Source organism: Kocuria rosea, assembly GCF_023715525.1.
GTDB lineage: Bacteria > Actinomycetota > Actinomycetes > Actinomycetales > Micrococcaceae > Kocuria > Kocuria rosea_A.
The window spans coordinates 109673-124687 of sequence record NZ_JAMBOG010000004.1 but is presented as its reverse complement, the minus strand read 5'-3'; the positions used below and the strand labels follow the sequence as shown (position 1 = coordinate 124687).

Sequence of the window (15015 nt, the reverse complement as noted above, 5' to 3'; positions counted from 1 at the left end):
TTCCAAGCGTTCTTTCAGCTTCGGATAGACTGCTCAGCGCGTAGGGGAGTATCCCGAAGCGTTGCGGACGTCAGCACGCCGGCCAATGGGGTCCGGCCGGACGCAACGGTCGGCCTCGGCACGCGGGCCCCGGCCCGCGAGGACGGCGGAGAGACTTGCGGCTCATTCCGGTGCCCTCACCGCCGCGTCCCGGGACGCGGCGGACGGCGGGTGCCGCCACCTCGAAGCGAAAGTACTCGCGTGCACACACAACTACCAGCGTGGTTCGAGATCGGCTCGTTCGTCGTCCTCGGCCTGATCCTGCTCTTCGACCTCCTCATGGTCGTCAAGCGCCCCCACGAGCCCTCCATGAAGGAGGCCGGCATCTGGGTGGGCATCTACGTCGCCCTCGCCCTCGTCTTCGGCGCCCTGATGTTCGTGTTCGCCGGCGTCGAGCCGGGCACCCAGTTCATCGCCGGCTGGATCACGGAGTACAGCCTCAGCATCGACAACCTGTTCGTGTTCATCGTGATCATGACCCGGTTCGCCGTGCCGCGGAAGTACCAGCAGGAGGTGCTGATGGTGGGCATCATCATCGCGCTGGTCCTGCGCGGGATCTTCATCCTGCTGGGCGCCACGATCATCGCGAACTTCTCGTGGGTCTTCTACATCTTCGGCGTCTTCCTGCTGTGGACGGCCTACCACCAGGCCAAGGACGACGGCGAGGACGAGACCGAGGAGAACCCGGTCATCCGCAAGCTGCGCACCGTGGTCCCCATGACGGAGGAGTACAACGGCAGCAAGCTGCGTGCGGTGGTGAACGGCAAAAAGGTCTTCACCCCCATGCTGATCGTGTTCGTCACCATCGGCGTGACCGACCTCATGTTCGCCTTCGACTCCATCCCCGCGATCTTCGGCCTCACGCAGAGCCCGTTCATCGTGTTCACGGCCAACATCTTCGCGCTCATGGGCCTGCGCCAGCTCTACTTCCTGCTCGGCGGGCTGATGGAGCGCCTCATCTACCTCAAGCACGGCCTGTCCCTGATCCTGGCCTTCATCGGCGTGAAGCTCATCCTGCACGCCATGCACGAGAACGAGCTGCCCTTCATCAACGGCGGCCAGCACATCGAGTGGGCCCCGGAGATCCCCACGTTCGTGTCCCTCGGCGTGATCGTGGCGATCATCGCCGTCGCGACGATCGCGTCGATGGCCAGCCCGAAGGGCCGCGCCGCGCACGCCGTCGCCGAGCTGCACCGGGCCATCGAGGTCTACCGGGGCATCCCGGAGGGCACCCCCACCCAGGAGATCCGCCTGGTGCAGGCCGACCTCGTGCGCAAGCACCACGCCGCCCGGGCCGCCGTGGAGCGCGCGCCCCTGGACGTGCCCGACCTGCACGAGCACACCGGCAAGTCGGTCGACGAGCACCACGCCGAGAGCGAGGGCTCCAGCTCCGTCGAGCCCCGGGAGACCGAGCGCTGAGCGCCCCGGCGCACTGATCCACAGGGCCCGGAGGCCCCGGCAGCACCGAAGGGCCTGTCCCGCCGCGCGGCGGGACAGGCCCTTTCGCGTGCGTCGGGGAGGGGCTCCGTTAGACTGGACCCAGCCTAGGGGAGTATCCCTCAGCGCTGCGGACGTCAGCACGCCGAGCACACGGTGCCCGGCCGGACGCAGCGGCCGATCCCAGCACGGCGGAACCGACCGGCTCAGACTGGCCGGACCGTCCGGGCCCGGGAAGCGGCGGAGAGACTTACGGCGAGACCGTTCTCGACCCCGAAGGCAGAATTATGGACGTCTCACCCACCGTGTGGACGGTGACGATGGCTCTCATCGTCGGCATGCTCCTCTTCGACTACGTCTTCCACGTCCGCAGAGCCCACGAGCCGAAGCTCAAGGAGGCCGCGGTCTGGTCCGCGATCTACGTGGGCGTCGCGCTCCTGTTCGGCCTGTTCGTCCTCCTGCGATGGGGCGGGCGCTACGCCGGGGAGTACTACGCCGGCTACATCACGGAGAAGGCCCTGTCGGTCGACAACCTCTTCGTGTTCCTCGTCATCATGGCCTCGTTCAAGGTCCCGCGCGCGGACCAGCAGAAGGTCCTGCTCTTCGGCATCACCTTCGCGCTCGTCGCCCGTACGGCCTTCATCTTCATCGGGGCCGCCGCCCTGAACGCCTGGGCCTGGCTCTTCTACATCTTCGGGCTGTTCCTCATCCTGACCGCCGGCTCCCTCATCAAGGGCGAGCTCTCCGGCGGGTCGCACGACGAGGGGGACAACGTCGTGGTGCGGCTGGCCAAGCGCTTCATCCACACCACCGACCACTACGACGGCGACAAGCTGTTCACCGTCCACCACGGCAAGCGGGCCATGACCCCGATGCTGCTGGTGATGGTCGCCATCGGCGGCACCGACATCCTCTTCGCCTTCGACTCCATCCCGGCGATCTTCGGCCTGACCCAGGAGACCTACCTGGTGTTCACCGCCGTGGCGTTCTCCCTGATGGGCCTGCGCCAGCTCTACTTCCTCATCGACGGCCTGCTGGATCGGCTCATCTACCTGTCCTGGGGCCTGGCGATCATCCTCGGCTTCATCGGCGTGAAGCTGATCATCCACGCCCTGCACGAGAACACCCTGCCCTTCATCAACGGGGGCGAGCACGTGGACGTCGTCGAGGTCACCATCGGGACGTCCCTGTCCGTGATCGTCGGCGTGCTGGCCGTGACCGTGCTCGCGTCGCTGTTCAGCCCCAAGGGCCGTGCGCTGCGGGTGATCAACGGGCTGCAGACGACCGCCGAGAAGTACGTGACCCTGCCCCAGGACGCCCCGGAGGAGCAGCGTCTCCGGCTCGCCGCCAAGGCCGGCCGCTACCAGGAGCGGCTGGAGACGGTCCCGGCCCGGTACCGCAACGAGCTCGTCGCGTCCGAGAAGCAGTTCCGCGACCTGCTGGACCGCGCCCGCGGCAAGCACCGCCAGTACGAACGGACCGGTGTGGCCCCCGAGCCGGAGCCGGTGCCCCCGGCCGAGGCCGAGTCCGTGGAGGGGGAGCGGGCCGACGCCCAGGCCACGGCCGGCACCACGACCCCGGATCCGGGGCGCGGGCCGGGCGGCAGCAGCCCGGCCTGATCCGGCGCCGCCGTCGGTGTCCCCCGGGTGAGCCCCGGTTCCACCGCACCGGTGGAACCGGGGCTCACCCGTGCCGGAGCCGCGTCAGCGGCCGGTCTCGGTGATCGGCCCGACGTTGTCGAGGACCACGGCCGGGAAGCCGTCCTCGTCGGAGGCGCGCAGGTCGATGCGGGCGTTGATCCCCCAGTCGTGGTGGCCGTCCGGGTCGTCGAAGACCTGGACGACGGTCCAGTAGCCGTCGAGGCCCTCGGGGTGCTCGTCGATGCGGATCAGGGCGGGCCCGCGCGACTGGGCGTCGGTGTAGAGGTCGTCGTACTCGCCGAAGTACGCGTCCATGGCGTCCGCCCACCGGTCGCGGTCCCAGCCGTGCTCGCCGTCGAGGGCGCCCAGCACCTTGTCCTTCTCGGCGGCGAACAGCTCGACGCGCTGGAACAGGGCGTTGCGCACCATGACCCGGAAGGCCCGGGTGTTCGCGGTGATCGCCGGCGGCTGCTCGTCGATGAGCTCCTCGAGGGAGTCCGCGGAGGTGCCCATGGGCGACTCCTCGCCCGCGGCGAGCTTCTCCCACTCGTCCAGCAGGGAGTTGTCGGTCTGGCGGATCAGCTCGCCGAGCCACTCGATGAGGTCCTCGAGGTCCTCCCGCAGCATGTCCAGCGGCACGGTCTGGCGCAGCGCCTTGTACGCGTCGGAGAGGTAGCGCAGCAGGATGCCCTCGGAGCGGGCCAGGCCGTAGAACTGGACGTAGTCGCCGAACGTCATCGCCCGCTCGTACATGTCCCGGACCACGGACTTCGGGGCCAGCTCGAACTGGGCGACCCACGGGGCGCTCGTGCGGTAGGTCTCGAACGCCTGGGTCAGCAGCTCCTCCAAGGGCTTGGGGTAGCTGACCTCCTCGAGCTCCTTCATCCGCTGGTCGTAGTCGAGGCCCTCGGCCTTCATCGCGGCCACGGCCTCGCCGCGGGCCTTCTTCTCCTGCAGGTTGAGCACCTGGCGGGGCTTCTCCAGGGTCGCCTCGATGACCGAGACGACGTCGAGCGCGTAGTCCGGGTCCTCGGCGTCCAGCAGGGTCAGGGCCGCCAGGGCGAAGGGGGACAGGGGCTGGTTGAGCGCGAAGTTCTCCTGCAGCTCCACGGTCAGGCGCCAGGTGCGGCCCTCCTCGTCGGGGGTCTCCAGCTTCTCGACGACGCCCGCGGCCCGCAGCTCCTTGAGGATGCCGATCGCCTGCTTGAGCAGCGCCCGCTGCCGCTGCCGGGTCTCGTGGTTGTGGGTCAGCAGGTGCCACGCCGCCTGCACGGGGTTCCCGGGGCGCTGCAGGATGTTGAGCAGCATCGAGTGGGTGACCGTGAACGACGACGTGAGCGGCTCGGGCTCGGAGGCCACGAGCGTCTCGAACGTCGGCCTCCCCCAGGAGACGAAGCCCTGCGGCGGCTTCTTCCGCGGCACCTGCCGCAGCTTCTTCTGGTCGTCGCCGAACTTGGCCTGCGCCTTCTTCAGCGCCCGGTTGTTCTCGATGACGTGCTCGGGGGCCTGGACCACGACGGTGCCCGCCGTGTCGTAGCCGGCGCGGCCGGCCCGGCCGGCGATCTGGTGGAACTCGCGGGCGTTGAGCCGGCGCGTGCGCTCGCCGTCGAACTTGGACAGCGCGGTGATCACCACGGTGCGGATGGGCACGTTGATGCCCACGCCCAGGGTGTCGGTGCCGCAGATCACCTTGAGCAGCCCCGTCTGGGCGAGCTGCTCCACGAGCCGGCGGTACTTGGGGAGCATCCCGGCGTGGTGGACGCCGATGCCGTGGCGCACCAGCCGGTTGAGGGTCTTGCCGAAGCCGGCCGCGAAGCGGAACCCGCCGATCAGCTCCCCGATGCGCTCCTTCTCCTCCTTGGACAGGACATTGACGGACATCAGGTTCTGCGCCTGGTCCATGGCCTGCAGCTGGGAGAAGTGCACCACGTACACCGGCGCCTGGTTCGTGGCGAGCAACTCCTCGAGGGCGTCGTGGATGGGCTCCTCGGACCAGTAGTGGTGCAGCGGGATGGGCCGCTCGGCGGAGGACACCGTCGTCGTGGGACGCCCGGTGAGCGCCGTGAGGCCCTCCTCGAAGCGGGTGACGTCCCCGAGGGTGGCGCTCATCAGCAGGAACTGCGCCTGCGGCAGCTCGAGCAGCGGCACCTGCCACGCCCAGCCGCGCTGCGGGTCGGAGTAGAAGTGGAACTCGTCCATGACCACGGGCCCCACGTCGGCGTCCCGGCCCTCCCGCAGGGCCACATTGGCGAGGATCTCGGCGGTGCAGCACACGATGGGCGCGTCCGCGTTGACGGCGGAGTCGCCCGTGACCATCCCGACGTTCTCGGCGCCGAAGATCTCCACGAGCGCGAAGAACTTCTCGGACACCAAAGCCTTGATGGGCGCGGTGTAGTAGGAGCGCTGCCCGGCGGCGAGGCCCGCGAAGTGCGCGGCGACCGCCACGGTCGACTTCCCCGAGCCGGTGGGGGTCGCCAGGACGACGTTGGCGCCGCCGGCGAACTCGAGGACGGCCTCGTCCTGGGCGGGGTAGAGCTCCATGTCCCGGGAGGCGATCCACCCGAGGAAGCCCTCGTACACCTCGTCGCCGGTCAGGGGGTTGGTGACGTAGTCGCCGCGGTAGTAGGAGTGGCCGGGCGTGCCGAGCTGCGGGGAGAGGGCTTCGAGGAGTTTCATCCCCTCCAGCTTATCCGCGGGCGCCCTGCGGGTCGGGCCGGGACGAGCTCGTCCTCCGGCCCGTAGGGGCGCAGCATGCCCTCGGCGGGCGCCCACCACAGCACCGCCGCCCCCGCGAGCACGGCCGCGGCCGCGGCGGGGAGGCCGGCGCCCGCCTGGCCGGGCGCGCCCGCCAGCGACCACACGAGGGCGGCGGCGCCGCCGCCGGCGGCTCCTGCGGCCAGGGACAGCAGCGCCGCCCAGGCGGGGCGGAGGAACCCGGTGAGCACCAGGGCCCCGAGCCCGGCCGCGGCGAGGGCCACCACCGCCGCGCGGGCCGGAACCGTGCCGGGGACCCAGGGGAGCCCGTCCCCGAGCACCAGGGCCAGGGCGCCGAGGGCCCACGCCCCGACGGCGGCGAGCACGACGCCGCCCGCGCGCAGCACCTCGTCGGCGGCACCCCGGCCCGGCACCCGCAGGCACAGCGCCGCGGCGGTCCGGTCCAGGACGAGCACGGCGGTCAGCAGCAGCGCCAGGGCGGAGCCGCTGGACGCCCAGGCCGCTGCGGGCAGCAGGAGGGCGGCGGCCGCGGTGCCGCTCACGGCGGCGCGGCGGACGGCACCCCGCCGGGCGGCGGCCACGTCCGCCGCAGTGACGTCCCCTGCGGCGGTGTCCGCCGTCGGGACGCCGGCCACCGCGCGGGGCCGGGGCGGAGAGGCGCCGGCGGCCGCGAGGACCCGCGTCCAGCGCCGCCGGGAGCGCCGGGCCGTGCGCACGAGGGAGAGGCCGAGCACCGAGGCCGCGAGGACGACGAGCACGCTCCCGGTCGTCGACCCGTCCGGCGCCGGGGCCGCGGCGAGCCGCAGCGCCGCCGCGCCCACGACGAGGGCCAGGGCCGCCCGCACCGGCGTCAGCAGCAGCGGCGCCAGGACCAGGAGGGGCTGGAGCAGGAACAGCCCGAGCTCCCACACCCCGCGGGGCAGGTCCGGCGTGCCGGCCAGGGCCCGGCCGAGCACGCGCAGGCTCCGGGACGCCAGCGCGATGCGGTAGCCGGGAGCGAGCCGGTCCAGGCCGTCGGCGCCGCCACCGAGCACGCCGCGGGCCCGGTCCGCGTCCCCGTCGCCCAGCTGGCGCAGCAGGCTCTCCTGGAGCCCCTGGACCGCGGGAGGCTCCGCCGCCGGGCCGGTGTGCTCGGCGGCCGGCACCGCGGGCTCGGCGGACCCCTCCGTGCCGGCCGCGGGCCGGGCGGGCAGGCCACGCAGGAAGCCGGCGACGCCGGCGGCGGCGTCGAGCCGGCCCCACCACCAGTCGTTGGTCCGCCACGCGGTGGCGAGGAAGCCGCGGAAGTTGGCCAGGCCCGTGCCGGCGAGCTTGCTGCCGGCCGGGAGGCGGCCGGGGTCGGCGGCGAGCACCTCGCGCAGCTGCGCGTCGGTGGCGCCGGCGGCGTCGAGGGCCCGCTGGATCCGCTGGTCCGCCCAGCCCCGGCGCAGCCGCGGCACGTCGGCGGGGCGGGACGGCAGCTGGTCCCCGCGGATCTCCCCGTAGGCGATCCCGGAGACCGTGCCGGGGATCCCGGCCGCCGCCAGGGCCGGGGGCAGGTCGGGCGCCCCGAGCGCAGCCGGCGGGGCGGGGATCCGGCGCCACGGGGACTCGCACCACAGGGCCCGCCAGTCCTCCGCGCCAGGCGCGCCGGCGGCGGCCTCCAGGGCCGGGTGCAGGGCCCGGAGGCCGTCGACGACGGTGTCCAGCTCGGCCCACCAGCCCTCCAGGGCCACCGGGCGCAGCCACACCGGCGCGGCGGCCTCGACGGGGGCCGAGGGGGCCGCCGTCGCGGCGAGGACGTCGCGGAGCACCTTGTCCCGCTCGTGCACGGCCACCGCGAGCACCCGGTACGCGCCGGCGCGGGCCGGTGCGGAGTCGAGGCCCCGCAGGGGCGCGGGGGTCCGCTCCGGCGTCGGGGCGAGGTCCTCCAGGAAGCGCACCCAGGACAGCACGCAGGACGCGGCGTCGACCAGGGCCTGCGGGCCCCCGAGCACGGCGCGGGCGGCGGCGGCCCCGAGCGGGCCGCGGGAGAGGGCGTCGCCGCGGCGCACCAGCTCCTCCGTCAGGGGGGCGAGCTCCGCGGGGGTGCGCGCCCGCAGCACCGAGCGGGAGGCCAGCGTCGAGGTGAGCTGCCACTCGGCCGGGCGCGTGAGGACCGCGCCGAGCAGGTGCGCGTCCGCGCGGGCCCGGTAGCGCAGGTGGGCGCGCCGGCGCTCCTCCCGCTGTGCCGTGCCCCACTCGTGGAGCAGCGGGGCGAGCTGGCTCCGCCGCCCGCGCTCGACCAGCTGCTCCGCGAGGAGGTCGGACAGCGCCAGCACCTCGTCCTCGCCCGTCTCCCGGCGCCGGAGCCGGGTGAGCGTGACCCCCAGGGTCCGGACCAGGCGCGGGAGGTCGAGGTGCCGGGAGGACGGCCCCGCCCGGTGCGGGGGGTCCGGGTCCAGGTAGAGCAGGCACCGGTCGGCGTGGCGCAGGGACCGGCGGGTCCGGGCGGCCTCGATCGCCCGGTCGATGGGCACGTTGTCGAACACCCCGCCGTCGACCACCCGGTACGGCAGCTCCTCCGGGGCCCGGTGGGCCGAGAACGCGTGGCTGAGGTCGGGCCGCGGCGTGTTGCGCAGCGGCCCGGACGTGGCGGCGGACCACACCGCCGCGGGCTCGAAGGCGCCGGGGAACGAGGCGGTCGCACGCGCGGCGTAGGCGAGCCGGGACAGGGCCGCGGCACGCTCGGCCTCGTCGTCGGCGGCCTCGCCGGCCGCGCCGCGCGGCGGGCGGGCAGGGATGCCGTTGCCCAGCGGGGGAGCGGGGGAGCCCGGGTCGGGGGAGGCGAAGCGGAAGTCGCCGCGGCCCTCCGCGGCCTCTCCTCGGGCGGTGGGGTCGCTGTCGAGCACCGTGGCGGAGAGCTCCACCGTGACGTGCTCGGCGACCAGGTCGGGGTGGTGCTCCGGACCCGTGTGCACGGCGGCGAGGACCTCCGCCAGCCGCGGCCACAGGTACCCGTCGCCGCGCAGCATCGAGTCCACCGGGAGCGGCCCGAGCGGGCGCAGCAGCCGGGAGAGCCCGGCGGTGTCCTCCCACAGCCGGCCCAGGGGGTCCAGGCCGGCCCCCGCGCGCTGGGCCACGGCGTGCACCACCGCGTTGAGCCCGCCCGCGCTCGCGCCCGCGAGGACGTCGAACTCCACGCGGTCGTAGCCGGCGCCGGCGAGCAGCCCGGCGTAGACCGCCGCCCGTTCCGCGAGCCGGGGGTCGGCGGCCTCGGCGGGCTGCAGCAGGTAGGCGTGCAGGCTCCCCGCGCCGTCCCGGTGGATGCGGATCCGGCGCAGCACGTCCAGCTCGGCCACGGCCCCGCCGATCCACACGGCCAGGCTCACTCCGCCGCGCAGCGCGAGGGCGCAGCGCAGGGTGCGCCCGAACGCCGGGGCCCGGCCCGCGGTGGCCGCCACCAGGGAGCGCGAGGGCGGCACGACGGTGAGGGGCAGGCCGAGTCCCGGGGCGGGCTGCTCCTCCGGGGCCATGCGGGCGTGGGCCGGTGCTCAGCGGCGGGCGCGGCGGGCGTCGGCGCGGCGGGCGTCGGCGCGGCGGCAGAGCAGGGCGAACACGGCGCCGGAGAGGTTGTGCCAGACCGAGAACACCGCACCGGGCAGGGCGGAGAGGGGGTTCATGTACTGCGCGGCGAGTCCCGCGGCGAGCCCCGAGTTCTGCATCCCCACCTCGATCGCGACGGTCCGGCGCGCGGCCACCGGCTGGCGGGTGACCACGCCCACCAGGTAGCCGAGGCCCAGGCCCAGGCCGTTGTGCAGGGCCACGGCGGCGAGCACCAGCAGGCCGGCCTCGACGATCCTGTCGGCGCTGCGGGAGACGACGATCGCGACGATCAGCGAGATCGCCGTGACCGACAGCCACGGCAGGACCGGCAGGGCCCGCTCCACGAGCCGGGGCACGAGCAGGCGCACCGCCAGGCCCAGGACCACGGGCAGCAGCACGATCCTGACGATCGACCACGCCATCGAGGCGCCGTCGAGGGGCATGTACTGTCCGGCCAGCCACAGCGTGAGCAGGGGGGTCAGGATCGGGGCGACCAGGGTGGAGATCGACGTCATGGCCACGGAGAGCGCGACGTCGCCGCGCGCCAGGTAGGACACCACGTTGGAGGCCGTCCCCCCGGGGGCGCAGCCCACGAGGATCACCCCGGCCGCGATCTCCGCCGGGAGCCGGAGCGCGAGGACCACCACGACGGCGATCAGGGGCATGAGCACGTACTGCGCCACGACGCCGAGCAGCACGGGCAGGGGCCGCCTGGCCACGAGCGCGAAGTCCACGGGGCGCAGGGTCAGGCCCATGCCGAACATGACGATCCCGAGCAGCGGGTTGACCCACCCGGAGAGCCCGCTCACGGAGCCGGGGGCGAGGAAGCCCACGAGCCCGCCGACGAGGACGAGCGCGGGGAAGATCAGGACGGCGGCGTAGGCGCCGCGGTCGGCGTCGGTCGTGGGGGTCGCGGTGTCCTGGGCGCTCACCATCCCCGGGCTCGCCACTCGTCCAGGTGCGGGCGCTCGGCCCCCAGGGTGGTCGGCTTGCCGTGGCCGGGGTGGACCACGGTGTCGTCGTCGAACCGCTCGAAGATCCGCTCGGTGACGTCGGTGATCAGCCGGCGGAAGTCCTCGGGGCTGCTAGTCTTGCCCACGCCGCCCGGGAACAGCGAGTCGCCGGAGAAGATGTGCGCCGGGCCCGCGGGGTCGCGGTAGACGAGGGCGATCGATCCGGGGGTGTGCCCGCGCAGCCCGATGACCTCCAGGTCGAAGCCGTCGAACTCGGCGGTGTCGCCGTCCTCGAAGGTGAGGTCCATGGGCACCGCGATGTCGGCCTCGTCGTCGGCGCCGCACGCGGTCATGGCCTCGGAGCGGGACTTGACCTCCTCGAGGGCGCGCACGTGGTCCCAGTGGGAGTGGGTGGTGATGATGAGCTGGAGGTTGCCGTAGGAGGCGGAGCAGTCGCCGTTGCCGGCGCCCACGAGGCCGGCGATGGCCCGGGCGTCGTCGGCCGCGTCGATGAGGACCTGTGTGCCCTCGTCCTTGGAGGTGAGCAGGTAGACGTTGTTGTCCATCTCCCCGACCTGTATGTAGCGGATCGTGACCTCGCTCAGATCGATCACCTGAGTACGTGTTGCGTGCATGGGCACGACCGTACTCCCGCGCTGTAGTCCGTGCCACTTCGCCCGTAGGAGCGGTGCGGCGGCAGGGCGGGGAGCGCCGCACAGGAGCCGTCGACAGGCCCAGGTGTGTCGCCCTCTCCGGCAGGTTCCTTACTGAGGCCAAATCACTCACCGGGGAAGGGGGCCACCTTGAAGACCGCCTTCCGACTTGCCGCCACAACTGCGGCAATCGCACTTACTGTCACCGGCTGCAGCAACGCCTCCTGGCCGCCCCAGGAAAGCCCCAGCGCCTCTCCTACGGCCTCTGCCGGCGTCACCGCGACTCCGCAAGCCGGCCAGCCATAAGCCGTCCAAGGCCCCTTCTGCTGCGTCCACCCCGGAGGCCACGGAAGCCCCTGCTACCCGGCTTCTGAGGCTCAGATACCGATGACCCAGGACGAAACCTTTCAGGCTGTGGCCTGTGGCGCGAGGGCCTACGGGTAGTTCTGCCCGCAGTACACCCCGACGACTTCCGGGAAGTGCAGACCTGCCACGTGATTGAACAGGGCTACATCGATCCGGTGATCGGCAAGGCCATTGAAGAGGCTGAAGCCCCTGACCCGGGTCAGTTCTACTACGACCAGGCGTACGCCGAGTGGCAGAACGGAATGTCCTGCTACGAAGCCTTCCGTGAGCTCTACCTGCCGGTCACGTCCGGTGCTGTCAATGAGTGCAAGATGGTCAACGCCGGGACCGTGGATTACTACACGGGCGAATAACTCGGGGATCAGGTTCAGGCACCGATGCCCCTACCGTCCTTCCCTCCGGCTGATGGAAGAGACCCGTGCTGCAACACGGGCTGCTCAGGAATCTCCCAGGGAGCCAGTCGGGCGGCCACAGGCCTCCGCGGCCCGCCGACCTCGGCCCCGTCCGGGGCGCGGAGCGCATCGAGCCCCCCGGCAGTGACGACCCGCTCGGCGTCGTGCCGGCGCTGGTCCGTCGGGGGCGATGGGCGGGCCGCCGCCCTGCTCGCCGGGACCAGGGCCGCTGCTGTGACCCGTGGGGGAGGGGTGCAGGACGCGCCGGTGGCCGGATCGTGATCTCCGGCCCTGGCGCTTTGGGTTCGCTTTAGGGAACATGGAGGGAGGAGGCCCGGGCTCAGCACCGGCCGGCGGATCGAAGGGCGGTGCCATGCCGGGAAAGCTCTCACCGGTCGTGCCGGTTCCCGTGAGGCCCGCCCCGGTCGGCTGCTCCACCGTCTCGGACACGTCCGAGGCCCCCGGCGGACACCCCGCGGCCTCCGCCAGACCATCTGCCGCACCGGCCGCGTCGCCCGGCCCCGCGTAGCCGGCCGCTCCGCCGTCCACTGTCCGGCCGGTTCCTGCCGTCGACCGTCCGCGGGCCAGGAGCGCCGCGACCCGACGAGAGCGGCCGTCCGGGCGCTCCGGCCCGCCCGTTCCCGCGCCGCTCCGGCCTCGGCTCCGAGGGACTCCTCCGCCGGTCCCCGCCGGCCGGACGTGACGGGACGCACCCTGTCGCGCCTTGTGGACCGCCGCCCGAGCCCGTAAAGTTGCGTGAGGCAACAAATCATCTGGGCTGCCGGCTGTGCTCACCGGACGGCGCCGTCGACGCGATCCCCGCGGGACCGGTGCGAGCCGCTGCGGGACGTGCAGGTCCAGTGCCCTGTCGTCGTTCCCCCGTTCGTCCTGCCGACCGCCTCGTCGAGGAGGAGTGTCCCTTGCCCGTCTCCCACGACACCGCCGTGGAGCTGGTCCGCGACCTGCTCGAGCTGCAGCGCGTCATGAAGCGCGTGACCAAGACCGAGCCCGGCCAGCGCCCGCTCAACCCCACCGCCGTGGCACTGCTGTACTACCTGGACGGCACGGGCCCGCGGCGCGCCACCGCCATGGCCTCCGACACCGGACTCGGCCCGTCCGGGCTCAGCCGCCAGCTCGCAGGGCTGGAGGAGGCCGGGCTTGTGGAGCGCACCCCGGACCCCGTGGACGGCCGGGCCGCCCTGGTGGCCATCACGGAGCGCGGCCGGGCCGAGGTCCAGGCGGTCGTGGAGCACGACGCCCAGCGCCTCGCCGCCCGGCTCGAGGGCTGGGACGAGGCGCAGGCCCGTGCGAGCCGCACGGCCATCAACGAGATCGCCACCGTCTTCCTGGACTCCCTGGGGGTGGAGCGCACGACGTCGTGCGCCCGCCGGGCGGGGAGCGCCGACCGGCCTCCCGCGGCCGGGACCGCCCCCGGCGGCACGGACGACAGCACGAACGACAGCACCGACCGAGAGAACGAGGAGTGAACCGCGACATGACGCCCCAGCACCCGACCGCCGCACCGCACGGGGGGACCGGAGCCTCCCACAAGGACGTGCTGCGGGCCCTCACCGGGATCCTCTCCGCGTTCTTCATGGCGATGGTCACCCTGACCATCATCGGCACCGCCCTGCCGGTCATCATGGCCGACCTCGGCGGCGACCAGACCTCCCTCTCCTGGACCGTCACGGGCACCCTGCTCGCCAACGCGGTGACCACCCCGATCTGGGGCAAGCTCGCGGACCTCTTCGACAAGAAGAAGCTGTTCCAGCTCGCCATCGTGATCTTCGTGGTCGGCTCCGGCATGGCCGGCCTCGCCCCGACCATCGAGTTCCTCATCCTGGCCCGCGTGGTCCAGGGCGTCGCCATGGGCGGGCTCATGGCCCTGGCCATGACGATCCTCGGGACGATCATCCCGCCGCGCGAGCGCGGCCGGTACTCCGGCTACATGGGCGCCGTCATGGCCGTGGCCACCTCCGCCGGGCCGCTGCTCGGCGGCCTGATCGTGGACAGCTTCGGCTGGCGCTGGGTCTTCCTCATCCCCGCCCCCCTCGCCGTGCTCGCCGCCGTGCTCGTCCAGCGCACCCTGCACATCCCGCCGCAGGCCCCGCGCAAGGTCAGCATCGACTGGCTCGGCATCGTGCTGCTGATGGTCTCCGCCTCCGCCCTGCTGCTGTGGGTGTCCCTGGCCGGCAAGCCCGGGATGTTCGAGTGGGTCTCCCCGACCTCGGGGGCCCTGCTGGGCTCCGCCCTCGTGGGCTCCGTGCTGTTCGTGCTCGTCGAGCAGCGCGCCGCGGAGCCGGTGCTGCCGATCCGGGTGGTCACCGAGCGCACCACCGCGCTCGCGATCCTCGCCGCGATCGCCACGGGCGGGGCGATGTTCGCCTCCACCACCTACCTGGGCCAGTACTTCCAGCTCGGCCAGGGCTTCACCCCCACCATGGCCGGTGTGCTCATGCTCCCGCAGGTCCTGGGCTCCCTCATCGGCTCCACGCTCGCCGGGCAGCTCATCACCCGCTTCGGGCGGTGGAAGGTGATCCTCGTGGTCGCCGCCGTGCTGATGTCCACGGGGCTGTTCCTCGCCTCCTCCCTCACGCACGACACCGCGGTGTGGGCCGTGGGCGTGTTCATCTTCCTCATCGGCCTGGGCATCGGCGCGCTCAACCAGAACCTGGTCCTCGCCGTGCAGAACACCGTGGGCCTCCAGGACATGGGCGCGGCGTCCTCCTCCGTGGCGTTCTTCCGCACCCTCGGCGGCGCCGTCTCCGTCTCCGCCTTCGGCGCCCTCATGACCGCCCACCTCACCGGACGGATGCAGGACTACGCGCGCTCGCAGGGCGTGGACCCCGAGGCGGCGAGCGCCCACGCGTCCAGCATGGACCTCGGGGCGCTGCCGGGCCCGGTCCTGGAGGTGGTGCGCGACGCCTACGGCACCGGCACCGGCCTGATCTTCCTGGTCGCCGGGATCGCCTCGCTGCTCACCCTGGGCACGGTGCTGCTCATCAAGGAGGTCCCGCTGCGCCGCACCGTGGACATCGTCGAGGTGGACCCCGAGACCGGGCAGATGCGCGTGGTCACCCGCACCCTCGACGCCCGCGAGGTCCGCCGGCGCCAGCAGGAGGCCACGGCCGCCGGGGCCCGGGCAGGCTCCGGGGACCGCGGCGACGCCGTGCCCGGCGCCGCCGGCACCGGTCCGGGCGCCCCCGGGCGGCAGCGCGAGGACACCGCGACCGGCCCCGTGGACCGCGTGTGAACC

8 protein-coding genes and 1 pseudogene are annotated in these 15015 nt (G+C 73.2%); 5 read left to right on the top strand and 4 right to left on the bottom strand.

The features are described from left to right. Window positions 1–240 precede the first annotated feature (240 nt). Together M3185_RS04165 and M3185_RS04160 are read left to right on the top strand one after the other, a co-directional pair. A pseudogene (locus tag M3185_RS04165) lies at window positions 241–1230 on the top strand (TerC family protein); the annotation flags it as partial. 533 nt (window positions 1231–1763) lie between these two features. Next, a complete protein-coding gene (locus M3185_RS04160) occupies window positions 1764–3095 on the top strand; it encodes a TerC family protein (protein ID WP_251332414.1) in 1332 nt (443 codons plus the stop codon). A gap of 84 nt (window positions 3096–3179) precedes the next feature. Here M3185_RS04160 and M3185_RS04155 read toward each other — a convergent pair whose 3' ends face one another. The 4 genes from M3185_RS04155 to M3185_RS04140 are packed head-to-tail and all read right to left on the bottom strand — an operon-like array spanning window position 3180 to window position 10983. Then, window positions 3180–5792, bottom strand: a complete 2613-nt coding sequence (locus M3185_RS04155; protein WP_251332413.1) for a DEAD/DEAH box helicase — start codon at window positions 5790–5792, stop codon at window positions 3180–3182. Beyond that, window positions 5789–9325: a DUF3376 domain-containing protein gene (locus M3185_RS04150; RefSeq protein ID WP_251332412.1), complete on the bottom strand. Its 3537-nt coding sequence runs from the start codon at window positions 9323–9325 to the stop codon at window positions 5789–5791. The genes M3185_RS04155 and M3185_RS04150 overlap by 4 nt, the downstream gene beginning before the upstream one ends. A gap of 18 nt (window positions 9326–9343) precedes the next feature. Next, entirely contained in the window at window positions 9344–10330 is a 987-nt protein-coding gene (locus M3185_RS04145) for a bile acid:sodium symporter family protein (protein ID WP_374238458.1), read from the bottom strand. After that, on the bottom strand, window positions 10324–10983 hold the full coding sequence (locus tag M3185_RS04140) for an MBL fold metallo-hydrolase (protein WP_251332410.1): 660 nt from the start codon (window positions 10981–10983) through the stop codon (window positions 10324–10326). The genes M3185_RS04145 and M3185_RS04140 overlap by 7 nt, the downstream gene beginning before the upstream one ends. Before the next feature lie 512 nt (window positions 10984–11495). On the opposite strand from M3185_RS04140, the gene M3185_RS04135 reads away from it, so the two are divergent. From M3185_RS04135 to M3185_RS04125, 3 genes are all read left to right on the top strand, one after another. Then, complete coding sequence (locus tag M3185_RS04135) at window positions 11496–11720, top strand: hypothetical protein (RefSeq protein ID WP_251332409.1); 225 nt, start codon at window positions 11496–11498, stop codon at window positions 11718–11720. 959 nt (window positions 11721–12679) lie between these two features. Further along, window positions 12680–13246, top strand: coding sequence for a MarR family winged helix-turn-helix transcriptional regulator (locus M3185_RS04130; protein WP_251332408.1), 567 nt, complete (start codon window positions 12680–12682; stop codon window positions 13244–13246). 8 nt (window positions 13247–13254) lie between these two features. Further along, window positions 13255–15012: an MDR family MFS transporter gene (locus M3185_RS04125; RefSeq protein ID WP_251332407.1), complete on the top strand. Its 1758-nt coding sequence runs from the start codon at window positions 13255–13257 to the stop codon at window positions 15010–15012. Window positions 15013–15015 lie beyond the last annotated feature (3 nt).